A 17,967-nucleotide genomic window follows, 5' to 3' on the forward strand; every position below is an offset into this window, starting at 1 on the left:
GCTACTCCACATCCCCGCACAGCTCCGCGGCGCGCAACAGCGCCGCGGTCAGCCCGTGCCTCTCCCACTCCGGCAGCGCGGCGAAACGAGCGCGGAATTCCGGTGGCAGCAACGGCGGCGCCTCATGCAACAGGGCCCGCCCGGCCTCGCTGATGTGCAGCCATTGCTTGCGCCGGTCCTGGTCGTCGCGCTGGCGCTGCAACAGGCCGCGCTCCTCCAGGCGGTCGAGCATGCCCGACAGCGTCGCCGCGCTCAGGCTGACCTTGCCGCACAGCGAACTGGCGGTCAGCCGCCCTTCGCTGTTGAGCACCTGCAACACCAGCAACTGCATGGGCGTCAGGCCACCGTAGCGGGCCAGGCGCTTGGCATGCACCTCGCCCGCCTGCTGCAAACGCCGCAGGGCCTGGAACAAGGACTGTTCGAAGCCCTTGATCGATGACAATTCAGTTTCAGTCGAAACTATTAATTCTGACATACAGCACGCTTCATCCAACATTTAGCTTTGACATCAAAGCATTTTTTTGTTTGGGTGTAAAAGGTGCCTGAGCAGGTCGGCAACCGATAGTTTTCAACCGCCTGCGCTGTGCACCTCCCCAACGGCAACAACACCGGTAAGGAACCTATGTGCGGTATAGCTGGAGAATTACGTTTCGACGGCCGACCGGCCGATCTGGCCGCGGTCGAACGCATCACCCATCACCTTGCACCGCGTGGCCCCGACGCCTGCGGCTTCCATAGCCAGGGCCCGGTCGCCATGGGCCACCGGCGGCTGAAGATCATGGACCTCGACGAGGCCTCCGGCCAGCCGATGACAGACGCCTTCCTCGGCCTGTCGATGGTCTTCAACGGCGCGATCTACAACTACCCGGAACTGCGCGGCGAGCTGGAGGGCCTGGGTTATCGCTTCTTCTCCGACGGCGATACCGAGGTCCTGCTCAAGGCCTATCACGCCTGGGGCGAAGCCATGCTGCCGAAGCTCAACGGCATGTTCGCCCTGGCGATCTGGGAGCGCGACCGCCGCAGCCTGTTCCTCGCCCGCGACCGGCTCGGCATCAAGCCGCTGTACCTGGCGCGCAACGGCGAGCGGCTGCGCTTCGCCTCGACCCTGCCGGCGCTGCTGCAGGGCGGCGACATCGAGCGCAGCCTGAACCCGGTGGCGCTCAACCACTACCTCAGTTTCCACGCCGTGGTACCCGCCCCGCATACCTTGGTGGCGGGCATCGAGAAGCTGCCGCCGGCCACCTGGATGCGCCTCGACGCCCAGGGCAATGCCGAGCAGCAGTGCTGGTGGCAACTCGACTACGGCCCGCGCGAAGACGAACGCCAGCTCGGTTTCGAGGACTGGCAGGGCCGCGTGCTCGACAGCCTGCGCGAGGCCGTGGCGATCCGCCAGCGCGCCGCGGTGGACGTCGGCGTGCTGCTCTCCGGCGGCGTCGATTCCAGCCTGCTGGTCGGCCTGCTGCGCGAGGCCGGCGCGGCGGACAACCTGCTGACCTTTTCCATCGGTTTCGAGGATGCCGGCGGCGAGCGCGGCGACGAGTTCCACTACTCCGACCTGATCGCCCGTCACTACGGTACCCGCCACCACCAGTTGCGCATCGACGAGCGGGAAATCATCGAGCAGTTGCCGGCGGCGTTCCGCGCCATGAGCGAGCCGATGGTCAGCCACGACTGCATCGCCTTCTACCTGCTCTCCCGCGAAGTGTCGCGCCACTGCAAGGTGGTGCAGAGCGGCCAGGGCGCCGACGAGCTGTTCGCCGGCTATCACTGGTACCCGCAGGTGGACGGCGCCGCCGATCCGGTGGCCGCCTACCTGGCGGCGTTCCGCGACCGCGACTTCGCCGACTATGCCGAGACCGTGGCGTCGCGCTGGGTCGAGGAAGACTTTTCCGGCGAGTTCGTCCGCACGCACTTCGCCCACCCCGGCGCCGACGACGCAGTGGACAAGGCGCTGCGCCTGGACAGCACGGTGATGCTGGTGGACGACCCGGTGAAGCGGGTCGACAACATGACCATGGCCTGGGGCCTGGAGGCCCGCACGCCGTTTCTCGACTACCGCGTGGCGGAGCTGTCGGCGCGCATCCCGGCGCGCTTCAAGCTGCCGGACGGCGGCAAGCACGTGCTCAAGGAAGCCGCGCGACGGGTGATCCCGGCCGAGGTCATCGACCGGCCCAAGGGCTACTTCCCAGTGCCCGGCCTCAAGCATCTGCAAGGTGCCACCCTCGACTGGGTACGCGACCTGCTGCTCGACCCGAGCCAGGACCGCGGCCTGTTCCAGATCGCGGCGATCGACCGGCTGCTCAGCGACCCGCAAGGCCAGTTGACCCCCTTGCGCGGCTCCAAGCTGTGGCAGCTCGCCGCGCTCAACCTGTGGCTCGACGAACACGGGCTTTGACGCCCGACCGGACGACACGCCGGCCATACGCCGGCGAGGAACGGACCCGAAGTTCCAGGGTCGATCCAGAAGGGTCGCCCGGCACCGATGAAGGAGAATGCCATGCAGAAATCCCAGGCCTACGGCCAGCGCCTGCTGCGCGGACAGGCACCGTCCTACCAGCGTTTGCAGGCGCGCTTCGCCGAGGACGGCAAGGAAGAACCCCGGCAGCCGGTGGCCCTGCAATGCGGCTGGGGCCGCCTGCTGATCGGCCATACCTACCCGGACGCCGCCCGCCTGGCCGCCGACCTGCTGGAAGAACGGTCCGGCGAACGCGACATCGCGCTCTACGTGGCGGCACCGCAGCAGGTGCTGGCGCAGGCGCCACAGCAGTTGTTTCTCGATCCCTCCGACACCCTGCGCCTGTGGTTTTCCGACTACCGCCCGGCGCGCCGCCCGTTCCGCGGCTTCCATATCCGTCGCGCGCAGAGCGAGGGCGACTGGGCCGGGGTCAACCGCCTTTACCAGACGCGCGGCATGCTGCCGGTGGACAGCCGCCGCCTGACCCCGCGCGAGGAAGGCGGTCCGGTCTACTGGCTGGCCGAGGACCTCGACAGCGGCCAGGCGATCGGCGCGGTGATGGGCCTCAACCACGCGGAAGCCTTCGGCGACCCGGAGAACGGCAGCAGCCTCTGGTGCCTGGCGGTGGACCCGCAATGCACCCGCCCCGGTGTCGGCGAAGCGCTGGTCCGCCACCTGATCGAGCATTACCAGTCGCGCGGGCTGTCCTACCTCGACCTGTCGGTGTTGCATGACAACCGCCAGGCCAAGGCGCTCTACGCCAAGCTGGGCTTCCGCGACCTGCCCACCTTTGCGGTCAAGCGCAAGAACAGCATCAACCAGCCGCTGTTCATGGGCCCCGGCCCGGAAGCGGAACTCAACCCCTACGCGCGGATCATCGTCGACGAGGCACACCGTCGTGGCATCGAAGTACAGGTGGACGACGCGGCGGCCGGCATCTTCACGCTGATCCACGGCGGACGGCGTATCCGCTGCCGGGAATCGCTGTCCGACCTGACCAGCGCGGTGAGCATGACCCTCTGCCAGGACAAGCTGCTCACCCATCGCTACCTGCGTCGCGCCGGGCTCGAACTGCCGGCGCAGCGCCTGGCCGGCAGCACGGAAGAGAATGCCGCCTTCCTCGCCGAACATGGCCGCATCGTGGTCAAGCCGGTGGATGGCGAGCAGGGCAAGGGCGTCGCCGTGGACCTGCGCACTGAGGAAGAGGTGGAACACGCCATCGAGGCGGCACGTCGCTTCGACAGCCGGGTGCTGCTGGAAAGTTTCCACGAGGGCCTGGACCTGCGCATCCTGGTGATCGGCTACGAGGTGGTGGCCGCCGCCATCCGCCGTCCGGCCGAGGTCCAGGGCGACGGCCGACACAGCATCGGCGCGCTGATCGAAGCCCAGAGCCGGCGCCGGCAGGCCGCCACCGGTGGCGAAAGCCGCATCCCGCTGGACGAGGAAACCCAGCGCACCCTACACGCCGCCGGCTACGACTACGACAGCGTGCTGCCGGAAGGCACCCGCCTGGCCGTACGCCGCACCGCCAACCTGCACACTGGCGGCACCCTGGAAGACGTCACCGCGCAGTTGCATCCGACACTGGCCGACGCCGCCGTGCGCGCCGCCCGCGCCCTGGACATCCCGGTGGTCGGCCTGGACCTGCTGGTGGAAGCCGCCGACCAGCCGCGCTACGTGTTCATCGAAGCCAACGAGCGCGCCGGCCTCGCCAACCACGAGCCGCAACCCACCGCCGAAAAATTCGTCGACCTGCTGTTCCCGCTCAGCCAGACACCGAGCTGAGAAGGCCCCGCCGGCCATCCGTCCCCGTGGCGGATGGCGGGACAGCCGTCCACAGCCCCGGAGTGACCCCATGGCCGCCAAACTGCCCGAACCCGACCTGGCGTATCTGCAGCGCGTGCTGCTGGAAATGCTCGCCATCCCCAGCCCCACCGGCTTTACCGATACCATCGTGCGCTACGTCGCCGAGCGGCTGAAGGAACTGGGCATCCCCTTCGAACTGACCCGCCGCGGAACCATCCGCGCGACCCTCAAGGGACGCCGCTACAGCCCGGACCGCGCGGTCTCGGCGCACCTCGACACCATCGGCGCCATCGTCCGCGAAATCCACGCCAACGGCCGTGTCGGCCTGGCGCCGGTGGGCTGCTGGTCGAGCCGCTTCGCCGAGGGCAGCCGGGTCAGCCTGTTCACCGACAGCGGCGTGCTGCGCGGCAGCGTGTTGCCGCTGCTGGCCTCGGGGCATGCCTTCAATACCGCGGTGGACCAGTTGCCGATCAGTTGGGACCACGTCGAACTGCGCCTCGACGCCACCACCGCCAGCCGCGCCGACACCCTGGCCCTGGGCGTGGAGGTGGGCGATTTCGTTGCCTTCGATCCGCTGCCGGAGTTCACCGAGAGCGGCCATATCAGCGCCCGCCACCTGGACGACAAGGCCGGCGTGGCGGCCCTGCTCACTGCGCTCAAGGCGGTGGTGGAAAGCCGCCAGGAACCGCCGATCGACTGCCACCCGCTGTTCACCATCACCGAGGAAACCGGCTCCGGCGCGGCGGCGGCCCTGCCCTTCGACGTCAGCGAATTCGTCGGCATCGACATCGCCCCGGTGGCCGCCGGCCAGCAATCCAGCGAGCACGCGGTCAGCGTCGCCCTGCAGGACTCCGGCGGGCCCTACGATTTCCATCTATCGCGGCATCTCCTGCGCCTCGCCGGGCAACACGACATCCCGGTACGTCGCGATCTGTTCCGCTACTACCACAGCGACGCGCAGTCGGCGGTCACTGCCGGCCACGACATCCGTACCGCCCTATTGGCGTTCGGCTGCGACGCCACCCACGGCTACGAGCGCACCCACCTGGACAGCCTGGCCGCCCTCGCCCGGCTGCTCAGCGCCTACCTGCTCAGCCCCCCGGTGTTCGCCAGCGACGCCCAGCCGGCGCGCAGTTCGCTGGAGCGTTTCAGCCATCAACTGGAACACGACGCGCAGATGGAAAGCGAAACCCGGGTACCGCCGGTCGACAGCGTGCTGGGCCCGCGCCAGGAGGAATGAGGCTCCGAGGGATCGGTCGGCGCGTCCCGCCACGCTGCCCCTTGAAGGGCACGGCACATCCGGGCAAAGTGCCTGCACGGTCGACCGAATCCCTCATGAGGTTCACATGCCGCGCCTCTGTTGTCTGGCGTTGCTCCTGCTATGCCTGGCCGGGCCGGCCTGGGCGCTGTCGCCCGCGCCGCTCGATCGCGACGACCTGCGCCTCTCCCTCGGGCCCTATATGGGCTACCACGAAGACCGCGACGGCCGGCTCAGCGTCGAGCAGGCCCAGGCACTCCCGGACGCCGCCTTCGAGCCCGTCCGGGGCGACCACGCCAACCTCGGTAAGAACACCTCGGTGTGGTGGTTCAAGGTCCACCTGGCCAACAGCCGGGCGCATCCGCTGGCCGGCTACCTGGAAGTGAACTACCCGCTGCTGGACGACCTGCAGGTCTTCCTGGTCGATCCCACGGGCCAGGTGCGGCACCAGGAGAGCGGCGACCGCTTCGCCTTCGCCCAGCGCCCGGTGCAGGTGCGCAACTTCTGGTTTCCCCTCGAACTGCCCCCCGGCGAGAGCACCCTGCTGGTCCGGGTGGATACCACCAGCACGGTCTTCGTGCCGCTGTTCTTCAGCACTTACGCCGCCAGCGCCGCCGCCCAGGAAAACCTGATGGGGGTGAACGGCGCCTTCTACGGCGTGCTGTTCGCGATGTTCTGCTACAACCTGTTCCTGTTCCTCTCGCTGCGCGAGCGCGCCTACTTCTGGTATGTGGTCTACAGCCTCAACATCGGCCTGTTCACCGCCAGCTTCGACGGCATGCTGTTCAAGCTGCTGCCCGAACACGTCGGCCTGCAATCGATCAGCATCTACATCCTGATGTACCTGCACTGCCTGGCGGCGCTTCAGTTCAGCCGGCACTTCCTGCACATCCCCCAGCACTTCCCGCGCCTGGACCTGACCCTGCGGCTGTTCATGCTGGGCACCCTCGGCGCCCTGCTGTCGGTACCGCTGATCGGCCTGCAGAACTGGAACATCCTTGCCAGCCTGACGGTGCTGGCGGTCTCGCTGATGCTGCTGCTCGCCGGCGTCCATGCCTGGCGCAAGGGGCTGCGCTACGGCTCCTACTACATCCTCGCCTGGGGCATCCTGCTCGCCTCCTTCATCGTCGCCACCTCCGGCTCGCTGGGCGTCGAGCTGTTCGGCATCTACGGCGCCTCGGTGGTCAAGGTCGGCGTCGCCATCGAGCTGATCACCCTTTCCATCGGCCTCGCCGACCGCATCAACCTGCTCAAGGAAGAAGGCTTCCGCTCGCGCCAGGCGGCCGAACAGGCGCGCATCGAGAACAAAGCCAAGAGCCGCTTCCTCGCCACCATGAGCCATGAGATCCGCACGCCGCTGAACGGCGTGCTGGGCATGCTGCAACTGCTCAAGGAAACCCCGCTGGACCGCAGCCAGCGCTTCTACGTCGAAACCATCGCCAGCTCCGGCAGCTCACTGATGGCGGTGATCAACGACATCCTCGACTACGCCCGCATCGAGTCCGGCAAGTTGACCCTGGAACGGATCGAGTTCGACCTCGAGCAACTGGTCTCCGACACCCTCAGCCTGTTCACCGCCCAGGCCCTGGACAAGCGCCTGCGGCTCTACGTCAGCCTGGAAGGCGGCGTGCCGCGCACCCTGCACGGCGATCCGACGCGGCTCAAGCAGGTGCTGATGAACCTGCTGAGCAACGCCCTGAAATTCACCTCGGACGGCTACGTGGCGCTGAACGTCAGTCGGCGCAGCGACTCACAGGGTGCGCCGCACCTGATCTTCTCGGTCAGCGACAGCGGCATCGGCATTCGCAACGAGGTGCAGCCGCAGCTCTTCGAATCCTTCGCCCAGGGCGATTCCAGCACCACCCGTCGCTACGGCGGCAGCGGCCTGGGCCTGGCCATCAGCCGGGAACTGGTGGAGATGATGGGCGGCCGCATCGAAGTGCAGAGCACCCCCGGCCAGGGCACCCGCTTCGCCTTCGACATCCCCCTGCAGACCGGCGAGACGGAGGAAGACGAACTGCTACGCCTGCTCGCCGGACGACCGGCGCTGCTGGCCTCGCTGGACGGCCTCGGCCTCGACGCCCTGAGCCGTCTGCTCGGCCGCTGGGACATGCGCACCGAACGCTGCCAGAGCCCGGAGCGCCTGGTGGATTGCCTGGAAGACTTCACCAGCCCGCCCCTGCTGATCCTCATGGCGCCCTGGCCCGGCAGCGTCAACCACTGGCTGGAATCGTTGCGCCCGTACCTGGAGCCCGGACAGCGCGTGCTGATGCTCTGCCCGCCTGACCAGTGCCAGTCGCCGAGCGCCGACGGCCTGCGCCTGCTCACCCTGCCGCAGCCATTGGCGGTGACCGCGCTGCGCAAGGCCCTGCTGGAACTCTACGAAGAAGGCTCGCCGTCCGTCATGCCGACGTCCCGTCCACCGCGCGATGCCCAGCAGGCGGCGCCGTGCATCCTGGTGGCCGAGGACAATCCGGTGAATCAATTGGTGGTCCAAGGCTTCCTGCGCAAACGCGGCTACCAAGTGCGGGTGGTCGGCACCGGGCTCGCCGCGTTCGACGAATACCAGCGCGCGCCAGCGGCCTGCCAGTTGATCCTGATGGACTGCGAGATGCCGGAAATGGACGGCTTCGAAGCCACCCGCCGGATTCGCCGCCTGGAAAAGCAGCAGCACCTGCCGCCCGTCCCCATCGTCGCCCTGACCGCGCACATCCTCGACGAACACCGCCAGCACGGCAGCGACGCCGGCATGAACGACTTCCTCGGCAAGCCGCTAGACAGCCAACTGCTCTACGCCACCCTGGAGCGCTACCTGGGCTCGCCGGACAGCCCGGAACCCCAGGGCATCGCCGCCCTCCCGGACCCGGAAACCTGACCGGGGAAGTCGACGCCCGTGCGTCAATCTTCTAGCATCGCCGGTCCGGAGGTACACCCATGCTGATCCCCTACCACCTGCTCGAAGCCGACACCCTCACCCGCCTGCTGGAAGACTTCGTGACCCGCGAAGGCACCGACAACGGCGACGACACACCGCTGGAAACCCGGGTAGCCCGCGCCCGCCGCGCCCTGGAGAAAGGCCAGGCGGTGATCGTCTTCGACCCGGACAGCCAGCAATGCCAGTTGATGCTGAAGGAAGAAGTGCCTCGGGAATGGCTGGATGAGGACAGGGGGTAAACCCCTACCCTCTATGTTAGGTGTTGTTGGAAAGTCCTGAGCCCAACCGATTGCTGAGTTCCTCAGATACTTCTTGTTTCGCCCCCCGGCGAGTTACTTCTGGCAGTCGCCCCAGAAGGTAACCAAGAGGGCTTGCCCCGGCATACGGCCCCGGCTTCGCCGGGGTTCCCTCGCTCCATCGCCGTTCCGGGGGCCGACCTCGGCGGCCCCGCACGAAGGGCCATCCCTGGCCAATCGCGCCTCTCGCGGCATCCATGCCGCTCGTCCCCCTACACGACGATTCCGCTCGGCCTCCTGACGGGGCGTCGGAGTTGGCCCAACCTCTTCTGCAATCTCTCTGGCAATGCCAAAGCGTCAGGATGACTTCGTTACGCCGGGTAGCACGAATCTCCCCTCTCCCGTTTACGGGAGAGGGGCCGGGGGAGAGGGGTGCGTCACGCAAGCGGCACAACCAATGCAGGCAGAGCTAATTACTTTTCCAACCACATATCCCGTCCTACGAACCAAACCGCGCCGTAACCGCCACCGGCCGGACATTACGGATAACGAAACGACTACGCGGCAACGCCGGCATGCGCACCGGGCTCACGCTCAGGTCCTGGGTATCCGGCACCTCGTAGCGCATCCAGCGGGTCAGCGCGCGCAGCGCCAGCTTGAGCAGTTCGATGGTGATCCACTCCCCCGGGCAGCGATGGTCGCGACGGTGTTCGCCACCGCCCTGGGTAATGAAGTTGAAGGCGCTGCCATCCCAATGCTGGAAGCGCTCCGGCAGGAAATCGTCCGGCCGTTCCCAGGTGCGCGGGTCGCGGTTGGTGCCGAACAGGTCCAGCAGCACACGGGTTCCTTCCTCGAAGTAATGGCCGCGCCAGTGGAAGCCCTCGCGCACCCGCGCCGCCACGAAGGGGAAGAAGGCATACAGCCGGCGTACCTCCTGGGCGAAGGGCTCGATCAGCTCGTCGCGTTCCGCCAGGCGCGCATACCACTGCGGCTGACGATGCAGCTCCAGGGCGGCGAAGATCACGAAACGGGCGATCGCCACGGCGGGACGTAGCACGTTCAGCAGTTCCACCGCCGCCACGGCGGGATCGAGCAACCGCTCGTGCTCCCGATGTTCGGCAATGACCTGAAGCGCCGAACCCGGCGCCGGCACCAGCCGTCCTTCGCGCACCGCCCTCACCTGCTCCGCACACCAGCGTTCGGCCGCCGCCCGCGCCCGGCGCGCCCGCCAATGTCGCAGCCCGGCCCCGCCGGCACCGTCGATCATCGCCGCCAACCAGGCACGGCAACGCTCCACCTCGTCCCGCATCAGCAAGACTCCGGCCCAGGCGCAGATGCTGCGACAGAGGATCGTCTGTACTTCGTGGAGCAATACCACCTGCGGGCGGAGCGTCCAGGTTTCGATAGCCTCGCGCCAATGCGCCTCGTTGAGCCGCAGCAGCTCGCGCATGCGCTCCGGAGTCATCAGGTCCATGAACATCTGCTTGCGCAGCCGGTGCGCCTTGCCGTCCAGCCCCTGTACGCCGCCGACACCGAACAGGGTCTTCTGCAGCAAGCGCGGTGCCGCGTTCGTGCGGGTGAACAACGCCGGATCGTAGAACAGCCGGGCCGCCGATTCGCCGCTCAGGCAGAGCGTGCGCTGCAACAACAGGCGGGTCTCGAACAGATCGCTGCGATAGCGCCGGCAGCGGTCCGGGATGAACCCATACCCCTCGCGCAACAGGGCGAGCGTGCTGTCCAGGCTTCGATCGCGGGGGATATCGGACATGGAGTCTCCTGGCGAGCCGAAAAAGGGCAAGCCCTGATAGATCGACCATGCCGTGCAGCGAAGGTTTGCCCACGGGGCGCAAGGGCCGGAATAGAGTGGTTCGCTTGCAGCGAGACGGCAGCCGACCGCTCATGAAAAAGTCCTGAACTGTTTCGCCTGAACGCCCTCACACCTTACGAGGGCTGGCGAAAGCCGGCCAGACGTTCAACCCGCAAAAGGAGAACGACATGCCTAACCGTAATCCCGGCAACTTTGCCAACGACCGTGAAAAAGCGTCCGAAGCCGGCCGCAAAGGCGGCCACAACAGTGGCGGCAATTTCGCCAATGACCGCGAAAGAGCCTCGGAAGCCGGCCGCAAGGGTGGCCAGCACAGCCATGGTGGCGGCCGCAGTTAACCACCGCTGATACGAAGAACGGGGGCCCAGGGCCCCCGTTCTTCGTCGTGGCGCGTTCATTTTTCCGGCGACTCGGGTTCTTCGACGCCATCGATGATGTTCTTCACTTCGTTGTCGTCGCACTCGGCCTGCCGGCCCAGCTCGACGTAACGCTTGCGCATTTTCTTCAGTTGCTTCGCATCCCGCTCGTCGAGGTCGAGCAACGCCGTCTGCGCGTCCTTGCTGACCCGCAGTAGCTCGTCGAGCTTGATGTGCAGTGCATCGTTGTCGCGGTTCTGGGTGTTCTGGATGAGGAACACCATGAGGAACGTGATGATCGTGGTGGATGTATTGACGATCAGTTGCCAGGTATCGTTGAAGTGAAACAGCGGCCCGGTCGCAGCCCAGATCACCAGGCCCAGCACCGCGATCTTGAAGGTGCTGGCGCTGCCCGCCCACTCCGACAGACGCTCGGCCCAACGTTCGAATCTGCTTTTTTTCTTGGTCGCCATCAGGGTTCTCCCATTTCAACACCTAAAGGTTCCGACCCAAACCCAGCGCGGGAATTCAGAACGGCACGCCGAAAGGGAGAGCGGATCAGCGCCTGCCAGCCCTGCGGACCGGGCAACGCGATTTATCCAGCGGCCCTACGTAAGGGTTGCCCCAGCCCATCACGCAACCGACCCGCTGGTTGCGCTGGCGCTCCCAGGTCTCGACCGGATACTGCTTGCTCCAGACCGTGAACAACTGGCGATCCTGCTTGGACAGGCGCAGGCCGTAGCGCTCGCTCATGTAGAAATAGGTGCGCGCGATCATTCCGCGGATCGCCGTGCGTGGCATGACTTTGCGTGCATCGAAATCCACCACCGTCTGGCAGGCACCGTACTGGCCGTGGCGCTGCGGCAACCAGGCGAAACTGAAGTTGCTGCGATCGCCGTTCACCTCGCCGATGCTCGGCACCAAGTTGTGCAGATCGGCTTCAGCCCGGCGATAGGCTTCGTCGTTCTTCGCGCAATTGCTACGTCCGCCGTGCTGCCAGCAGCGACGCTGATGGCCGATCACCCAGGCCGGCACGATGTGTTCCCACTCCACGCGCCGGGCCCGCTTTGGATTCTTGCGCGGCACGTAGCCGCAACTGGCCAGGTCGACCCGTTCGCCCCGGTACTTGCAGCCGCAATAGAACTCGGTGGATTGCTTTTCGTAGAGCGTCCAGCCGATTCGCTTGGCTTCGGAGAAGCTTCGCGGCGCATCAGCCAGCGCGGGCAGGGAGAGAACGACGGCAAGCAGAAGAGAGAAACGCAACGGCATGGGCGGCACTCAAAAGCGCCGCATGTTACCCGCCCGACATTTTTTGCCAATCCTGGCAGGAAGATGGCAAAAACCAGATCACAGATTACACGGCATCACGGCCACGCCAAGGCCGGTTCAGATTGCCGCCGACACGCAGTAGATCGTAAACAGGTTCTCAGCCCTTGCTGTGCTCCTTCGAAGTAGGTCCACCCCGGGCAACCCCCTGCGGGCCGGAAATACCCCAGAGAATCAGCCCGACCACCGGCACCATGGCGATCAGGAATGCCCAGACGAACTTGGCATCCGTGCCGGCATCGCTGCGGAAAACGCTGACGATCGCCCACAGGTCGAAGCAGATGAGGATCACCGCGACGAACATCAGAAAAAACACCAGGCCCTCGCTCATGACGATTCCTCCCAGTGGCTCTTAATAGTTCTGGCCATGCACGAACCGGACAGTTCAACCGGGCCGACCACCGTGGTAGGCGGTCGTTTCCCACCTCGGAAATCAACTATTGTTCCTTTTGTGCTCGGGTCCGCAATTTTTTCGTGCCCGATCACACGCCATCGATTTCCAGAGAAGGTTATTTCTAGCGCCTTTCCAAAAAGGAGGAAGACCGCATGGATTGTGCTCGTATGGCGCAGCTCGCCCAGACCCTGGTCAGGCAGCATCGACAGACAGCCGATGCACCTCCCGGCATACCCGGCTACCGCTGGTTCCTCGAAGGCGCAGCCGAAACGGGGTTCGCCGAACCCGGCCGTGGCGGCGATCCCAAGTTCGCCAGTCGCTCGCGGGAATGGATATTTTCGGCGGACCTTCCGCAACTGCGACGCTGGATGCACACCATCCTCTATGCCGAACGCTGGACCGAGCACTGGCCTGCGTTCGTCGACCAGGCGTTGCAGAACGGACAACTGGAAGCCTTCGCAGAGCGCCTCGAACAGTTGGAGGGCTAGGATGCAGCGCCGTCCGGGAATCCGATATCCCGGATGGCGCTGCGCTTATCCGGGCTACGGCGAGACGAGCCCACTGATCCAACGAAGCCATCTCACCACGTCACTGCGCTTGTAGGGGCGAATTCATTCGCCCAACGAGCCCCGCCGAACACCGCCCTCCCCCGCTCCACCCATCGAATTCCGTTTGCCAAGCTAAGCGGCACGCTGATATCTGTATAAACAGACAGTAAAAAACAGCGACCCCTTCCATGCTCCGCACCCTCGACGATCCCTTTTACTACCTGAACAACTTCCAGCAGGTACTGCTGTGGATCGAGGCCCGCTACGACGACCTGCTGAACGCGGAAGAACGCCTCTTCATCTCTACCTTCCCCACCCTGCCGCAAGCGGCCCGGGCTCTGCTGGTGCGCATGGTGATGCGCAAGGGCACGCTGTTCCGCGCCGGCAAGCTGGTCTACCCGGAAATCGGCCCGGCGCCGGAGGCTGTCCAACCGCTGGTGGACCTGGGTTGGGTGGATGCGTCTCCGCCGCTGGACCTGCCGCAACTGTTCGCCCTGCTGACCAAACCCGAAATCCGCGCCCATTTCGCCGTGCGGCCGGACCTGCGCAAGGCCGAGCAGCTCCAAGCCCTTCTGTCGGACCACCCGCACGCACGTGCCTTCGAGGATTGGTGCCCCGGCAGCGACGACCGCGTCTACGCACTGACGATCATGGACCTCTGCGACCGCCTGCGCCTGATGTTCTTCGGCAACCTGCACCAGGACTGGTCGGAGTTCGTCCTCGCCGACCTGGGTATCTACCTCTACGAAAAGATCGAGCTGGACGCCGGCTCCCGCGGCTTTCGCGAGCGCCGCGACCTGGAAGACTGCCTGCATCTGCACCGTTGCCGCGAGCGCTTCGAGCGGGGCGAAGCGCTCGCCGAGGTGCTTGCCGACATCCCCCGCGAGGCCTGCCCCAACCCCTGGATCGAACAGCGCCGCGCCAAGCTGCTGTTCCTCATCGCCCAGCACTGCGAACGGCTCGGCGAGTTCGATGCGGCGCTGGCGCTGTACGCCGAATGCGCCTACCCCGGCGCGCGGGGGCGACGCATCCGCGTACTGGAACGCAGCGAGCGTTTCGCCGAAGCCCTGGCGCTGGCCCGCCAGGTCGAACAGGCGCCGGAAAGCGAAGCCGAGCGCCAGCACCTGCAACGCATCCTGCCGCGCCTGCAACGCCAGCTCGGCCTGCCCAAGGCGCCCAAGGCCACCCGCCCGGCGGTGGAACGGCTCGACTTGAGCCTCCCCCGCCCCGAGGCCCTGTCGGTGGAAGGCGCGGTGTTGCTGCATCTGCACCACAGCGATGGCCCGGTGCACTACGTCGAGAACACCCTGATCAACGCCCTGTTCGGCCTGCTCTGCTGGGAAGCGATCTTCGTCGCGCTGCCCGGCGCATTCTTCCATCCGTTCCACATCGGCCCGGCGGACCTGCACGCCCCAGACTTCCGCCAGCGCCGCGCCGCCCTGTTCGACGCCTGCCTGGCGCAACTGGGCAGCGACGCCTACAAGGACACCATCCGCCGCCACTACCGGGCCAAACAGGGCATCCTCTCGCCGTTCGTGCACTGGGGCGCCCTCGATGACGCACTGCTGGAACTGGCCCTGCACTGCCTGCCGGCCACGCACCTGCGACACTGGTTCGAGCGCATCCTGCAGGACATCAAGGCCAACCGTGCCGGGCTGCCGGACCTGATCCAGTTCTGGCCCGCGCAACGGCGCTACCGGATGATCGAAGTGAAAGGCCCCGGCGATCGCCTGCAGGACAACCAGTTGCGCTGGCTGGACTTCTGCGCCCGGCACGACATGCCGGTGGCGGTCTGCTACGTGCAATGGGCGGACGCGGTCAATTGAGCTACATCGTCGCCGTCCGCGCGCTCTGCGAGTTCACCGCCAAGGCGGGTGATCTCGACCTGCGCTTCACCCCCTCGCCCAGTGCCCAGGAAGGCATGGCCGGCCACGCCCTGGTGGCCTCCCGGCGCAACGCCGAATACCTGGCCGAACTGCCGCTGGCCGGCGACTACAAGCAGCTGCACGTGCGCGGCCGGGCCGATGGCTACGACCCCACGCTCAACCGTTTGGAAGAGGTGAAGACCTACCGTGGCGACCTCGCCCGGATGCCGGACAACCACCGCGCCCTGCACTGGGCCCAGGCCAAGGTCTATGGCTGGCTGCTGTGCCAGGCGCGGGGCCTGGCCGAGGTGGACGTGGCGCTGGTCTACTTCGATATACACAGCCAGAAGGAAACCGTGCTGGTGGAGCGCTGCTCCGCCGATGCGCTGCGGGATTTCTTCGAAACGCACTGCGAACGCTTCCTGCAATGGGCCGTGCAGGAACTCGCCCACCGTGCCGAACGCGACCGGGCGCTGGAGGCCCTGCGCTTCCCCCATGCGGACTTCCGCAGCGGCCAACGTGAACTGGCGGAAGCCGTGTACAAGGCCGCCAGCACCGGCTGCTGCCTGATGGCCCAGGCGCCCACCGGAATCGGCAAGACCCTCGGCACCCTGTTCCCGCTGCTCAAGGCGGCCCCACGCCAGGGCCTGGACCGGCTGTTCTTTCTTGCCGCCAAAACCCCCGGCCGCCAGCTCGCCCTGGATGCCGCGCGCCTGCTGGAGGCGAACGCGCCGGGCCTGCCGCTGCGGGTGCTGGAACTGACCGCCCGCGACAAGGCCTGCGAGCACCCGGACAAGGCCTGCCACGGCGAATCCTGTCCGCTCGCCCAAGGCTTCTACGACCGCCTGCCCGCCGCCCGGAGGGCTGCGCTGGAGCGCGTCTGGCTGGACCGCGACAGCGTGCGCGAGGTAGCGCTCGAGCACGCCGTCTGCCCCTATTACCTCGCCCAGGAACTGGCGCGCTGGGCCGACCTGCAAGTGGGCGACTACAACTACTACTTCGACGTCAGCGCCCTGCTCCACGGCCTGACCCAAGCCAACCAGTGGCGCGTCGGCGTGCTGGTGGACGAGGCGCACAACCTGCTGGAACGGGCCCGGCGCATGTACAGCGCCGAACTCGACCAGGCCGGCTTCGACACCCTGCGCCGCGAGGCTCCAGCCTCTCTGAAGAAGCCGCTGGAACGGATCAACCGAACCTGGCGCGAGCTGAGCAAGGACGACGACACCCCCTACCAGGCCTTGCCGACCCTGCCCGGAAAGTTCATCGCCAGCCTGCAATCGGCCATTACCGACATCACCAATCACTTCGGCGAGCACCCTACCCAGGTGCATGGCGCGCTGCTGGACTTCTACTTCGAGGCTATGCACTTCTGCCGCATGGCCGACACCTTCGACAGCCACACCCTGTTCGACATCAGACGCCGGCCGGGTACGCGCGGCCGCAGCCTATCCACCCTGTGCCTGCGCAACCTGGTACCGGCGCCCTACCTTCAACCGCGCTTCGCCGCCACCCGCAGCACCGTGCTGTTCTCTGCCACCCTGAGCCCACGGCATTTCCATGGCGACCTGCTCGGCCTGCCGGAAAACACGCCCTGGGTGGACGTGCAGTCGCCGTTCAGCGCGGGGCAACTGGCGGTCCGCGTGGTGGGCTCCATCTCCACCCGTTTCCAGCACCGCACCGCCTCCCTGGAACCCATCGCGGAACTGATGGCGCGCCAATTCGAGGAGCGGCCAGGCAACTACCTGGCGTTCTTCAGCAGCTTCGACTACTTGCAACAGACACTGGAACGCTTCGCTGCGCGCTTCCCGCATATCCCGCTGTGGACGCAATCGCGGCGCATGGACGAACCGGCGCGCCAGGCCTTTCTCGAACGCTTCGTCGAAGGCGGCCAGGGCATCGGCTTCGCCGTACTCGGCGGCGCTTTCGGCGAGGGCATCGACCTGCCCGGCGACCGTCTGATCGGCGCCTTCGTCGCCACCCTCGGCCTGCCGCAACTCAACCCGGTGAACGAACAGATCCGCCAGCGCATGGACCAGTTGTTCGGCGCCGGCTACGACTACACCTACCTCTACCCCGGCCTGCAGAAAGTGGTACAGGCCGCCGGCCGGGTGATCCGCACCCGCGAGGACCGCGGCGTGCTCTACCTGATCGACGACCGCTTCGCCCGCCGCGAGGTGATGCGGTTGCTACCGGGGTGGTGGAAGGTTGAGCGTAGCGATAGTCATGAGAGTGCCGCTATCCGCTTGGGCGAATAATTCGCCCACACACAGACCGACGGCTTCGTAGGAGCCAGCTCTGCTGGCGATCTGTTGGCGGGCTCGGTTCGCGAGCAAAGTTCGCTCCGCCCCTCGTAGGGGCGAAGTTAATCGCCCAACCCGCCCCTACAAATCGGCGTGCCCGGAACGGGTCAATGCGCCGTGCCATGCCCGCTGTGCCCAGCGTGTCCGTCATTGCCCGTGTGCATCATCTGCAACTGTTCCAGGCCGATTTCGTCCCAGCGCAACACTTGGCCGCCGCGGGCGGTGGCCATGCCTTCGGCGGCGAGGCGGTCGGCGAAGGAAGCCAGGGTGACGCCCATGGCGCCCTTGAGGTCCGAGCCGACCACGTAGTAGGCCTTTTTCGCGTCGATCAGGTGGCGGTCGTCCGGGTGGTTCCACTCGCTGCGGGTCATGTCGTGCACGTAGAGGGTCACGTTCAGGTTGCGGTTCTCCGGCTGCAGCCACCAGACGAACATCTCCTGCACCGAGCAGAATTTCTTCACCGCGCCGGAGGCTTCCACCGCCTCGCCCTTGGGCCCCGGCAGTTCGCTGATGACCATGCCGCAGACGTGGCATTCGTCGTCCGGGTGGAAGGCCACGGGGCCGGCCGGGGCTTCCGCCGCCGGTTCGTTGCAGGCCGCCAGGCCCAGGCAAAGCAGGATGGCGGTGAGGTGGCGCAAGCCGCCGGTGGGGATCAGGAACATC

The 17,967-nt window shown here is 66.5% G+C and carries 14 protein-coding genes and 1 pseudogene; 9 read left to right on the forward strand and 6 right to left on the reverse strand.

The window, feature by feature from the left end; all coding sequences use genetic code 11:
• Position 1 precedes the first annotated feature (1 nt).
• Positions 2-475: a MarR family winged helix-turn-helix transcriptional regulator gene (locus tag PIN01S_RS06345; RefSeq protein ID WP_084334512.1), complete on the reverse strand. Its 474-nt coding sequence runs from the start codon at positions 473-475 to the stop codon at positions 2-4.
• A gap of 147 nt (positions 476-622) precedes the next feature.
• On the opposite strand from PIN01S_RS06345, the gene PIN01S_RS06350 reads away from it, so the two are divergent.
• The 5 genes from PIN01S_RS06350 to PIN01S_RS06370 all read left to right on the forward strand — a co-directional run bounded on the left by PIN01S_RS06350 (position 623) and on the right by PIN01S_RS06370 (position 8,693).
• The gene (locus PIN01S_RS06350) at positions 623-2,395 is read left to right on the forward strand and encodes an N-acetylglutaminylglutamine amidotransferase (protein ID WP_084334513.1); all 1,773 of its coding nucleotides are present in this window, start codon (positions 623-625) and stop codon (positions 2,393-2,395) included.
• A gap of 102 nt (positions 2,396-2,497) precedes the next feature.
• Positions 2,498-4,240, forward strand: a complete 1,743-nt coding sequence (ngg, locus tag PIN01S_RS06355) for an N-acetylglutaminylglutamine synthetase (RefSeq protein ID WP_170837175.1) — start codon at positions 2,498-2,500, stop codon at positions 4,238-4,240.
• 70 nt (positions 4,241-4,310) lie between these two features.
• Positions 4,311-5,501, forward strand: coding sequence for an osmoprotectant NAGGN system M42 family peptidase (locus PIN01S_RS06360; RefSeq protein ID WP_084334517.1), 1,191 nt, complete (start codon positions 4,311-4,313; stop codon positions 5,499-5,501).
• A gap of 106 nt (positions 5,502-5,607) precedes the next feature.
• On the forward strand, positions 5,608-8,394 hold the full coding sequence (locus PIN01S_RS06365) for a hybrid sensor histidine kinase/response regulator (RefSeq protein WP_084334518.1): 2,787 nt from the start codon (positions 5,608-5,610) through the stop codon (positions 8,392-8,394).
• Between the two features lie 59 nt (positions 8,395-8,453).
• Complete coding sequence (locus PIN01S_RS06370; protein ID WP_084334519.1) at positions 8,454-8,693, forward strand: YheU family protein; 240 nt, start codon at positions 8,454-8,456, stop codon at positions 8,691-8,693.
• Between the two features lie 496 nt (positions 8,694-9,189).
• Here the strand turns inward: PIN01S_RS06370 and PIN01S_RS06375 are convergent, their stop codons facing one another.
• A complete protein-coding gene (locus PIN01S_RS06375; RefSeq protein ID WP_084334520.1) occupies positions 9,190-10,458 on the reverse strand; it encodes a cytochrome P450 in 1,269 nt (422 codons plus the stop codon).
• 245 nt (positions 10,459-10,703) lie between these two features.
• Here PIN01S_RS06375 and PIN01S_RS06380 point away from each other — a divergent pair.
• Positions 10,704-10,853: pseudogene (locus PIN01S_RS06380) on the forward strand (con-10 family general stress protein); the annotation flags it as partial.
• Positions 10,854-10,909: 56 nt separating this feature from the next.
• Here PIN01S_RS06380 and PIN01S_RS06385 read toward each other — a convergent pair.
• The 3 genes from PIN01S_RS06385 to PIN01S_RS06395 all read right to left on the reverse strand — a co-directional run bounded on the left by PIN01S_RS06385 (position 10,910) and on the right by PIN01S_RS06395 (position 12,528).
• The gene (locus PIN01S_RS06385) at positions 10,910-11,344 is read right to left on the reverse strand and encodes a low affinity iron permease family protein (protein ID WP_084334522.1); all 435 of its coding nucleotides are present in this window, start codon (positions 11,342-11,344) and stop codon (positions 10,910-10,912) included.
• An 85-nt stretch (positions 11,345-11,429) separates the two neighbouring features.
• Positions 11,430-12,140 carry an endonuclease gene (locus PIN01S_RS06390; protein ID WP_084334524.1) on the reverse strand — a complete coding sequence of 237 codons (711 nt, stop codon included), beginning with the start codon at positions 12,138-12,140 and terminating at the stop codon, positions 11,430-11,432.
• 157 nt (positions 12,141-12,297) lie between these two features.
• Complete coding sequence (locus tag PIN01S_RS06395) at positions 12,298-12,528, reverse strand: PLD nuclease N-terminal domain-containing protein (protein ID WP_084334526.1); 231 nt, start codon at positions 12,526-12,528, stop codon at positions 12,298-12,300.
• A gap of 215 nt (positions 12,529-12,743) precedes the next feature.
• Between PIN01S_RS06395 and PIN01S_RS06400 the strand changes: the two genes are divergently transcribed.
• The 3 genes from PIN01S_RS06400 (at position 12,744) to PIN01S_RS06410 (ending at position 17,259) form a co-directional block, all read left to right on the forward strand.
• The gene (locus PIN01S_RS06400) at positions 12,744-13,079 is read left to right on the forward strand and encodes a hypothetical protein (protein WP_139198533.1); all 336 of its coding nucleotides are present in this window, start codon (positions 12,744-12,746) and stop codon (positions 13,077-13,079) included.
• A gap of 248 nt (positions 13,080-13,327) precedes the next feature.
• Positions 13,328-14,965, forward strand: coding sequence for a VRR-NUC domain-containing protein (locus PIN01S_RS06405; protein WP_084334530.1), 1,638 nt, complete (start codon positions 13,328-13,330; stop codon positions 14,963-14,965).
• Positions 14,944-17,259 carry an ATP-dependent DNA helicase gene (locus PIN01S_RS06410; protein WP_084334532.1) on the forward strand — a complete coding sequence of 772 codons (2,316 nt, stop codon included), beginning with the start codon at positions 14,944-14,946 and terminating at the stop codon, positions 17,257-17,259. The genes PIN01S_RS06405 and PIN01S_RS06410 overlap by 22 nt, the downstream gene beginning before the upstream one ends.
• A gap of 152 nt (positions 17,260-17,411) precedes the next feature.
• On the opposite strand, the gene PIN01S_RS06415 is transcribed toward PIN01S_RS06410, so the two are convergent.
• Positions 17,412-17,966: a nitrous oxide reductase accessory protein NosL gene (locus PIN01S_RS06415; protein WP_084334534.1), complete on the reverse strand. Its 555-nt coding sequence runs from the start codon at positions 17,964-17,966 to the stop codon at positions 17,412-17,414.
• Position 17,967: the final 1 nt, after the last annotated feature.

This window comes from Pseudomonas indica NBRC 103045, from assembly GCF_002091635.1.
Taxonomy (GTDB): Bacteria; Pseudomonadota; Gammaproteobacteria; order Pseudomonadales; family Pseudomonadaceae; genus Pseudomonas_M; species Pseudomonas_M indica.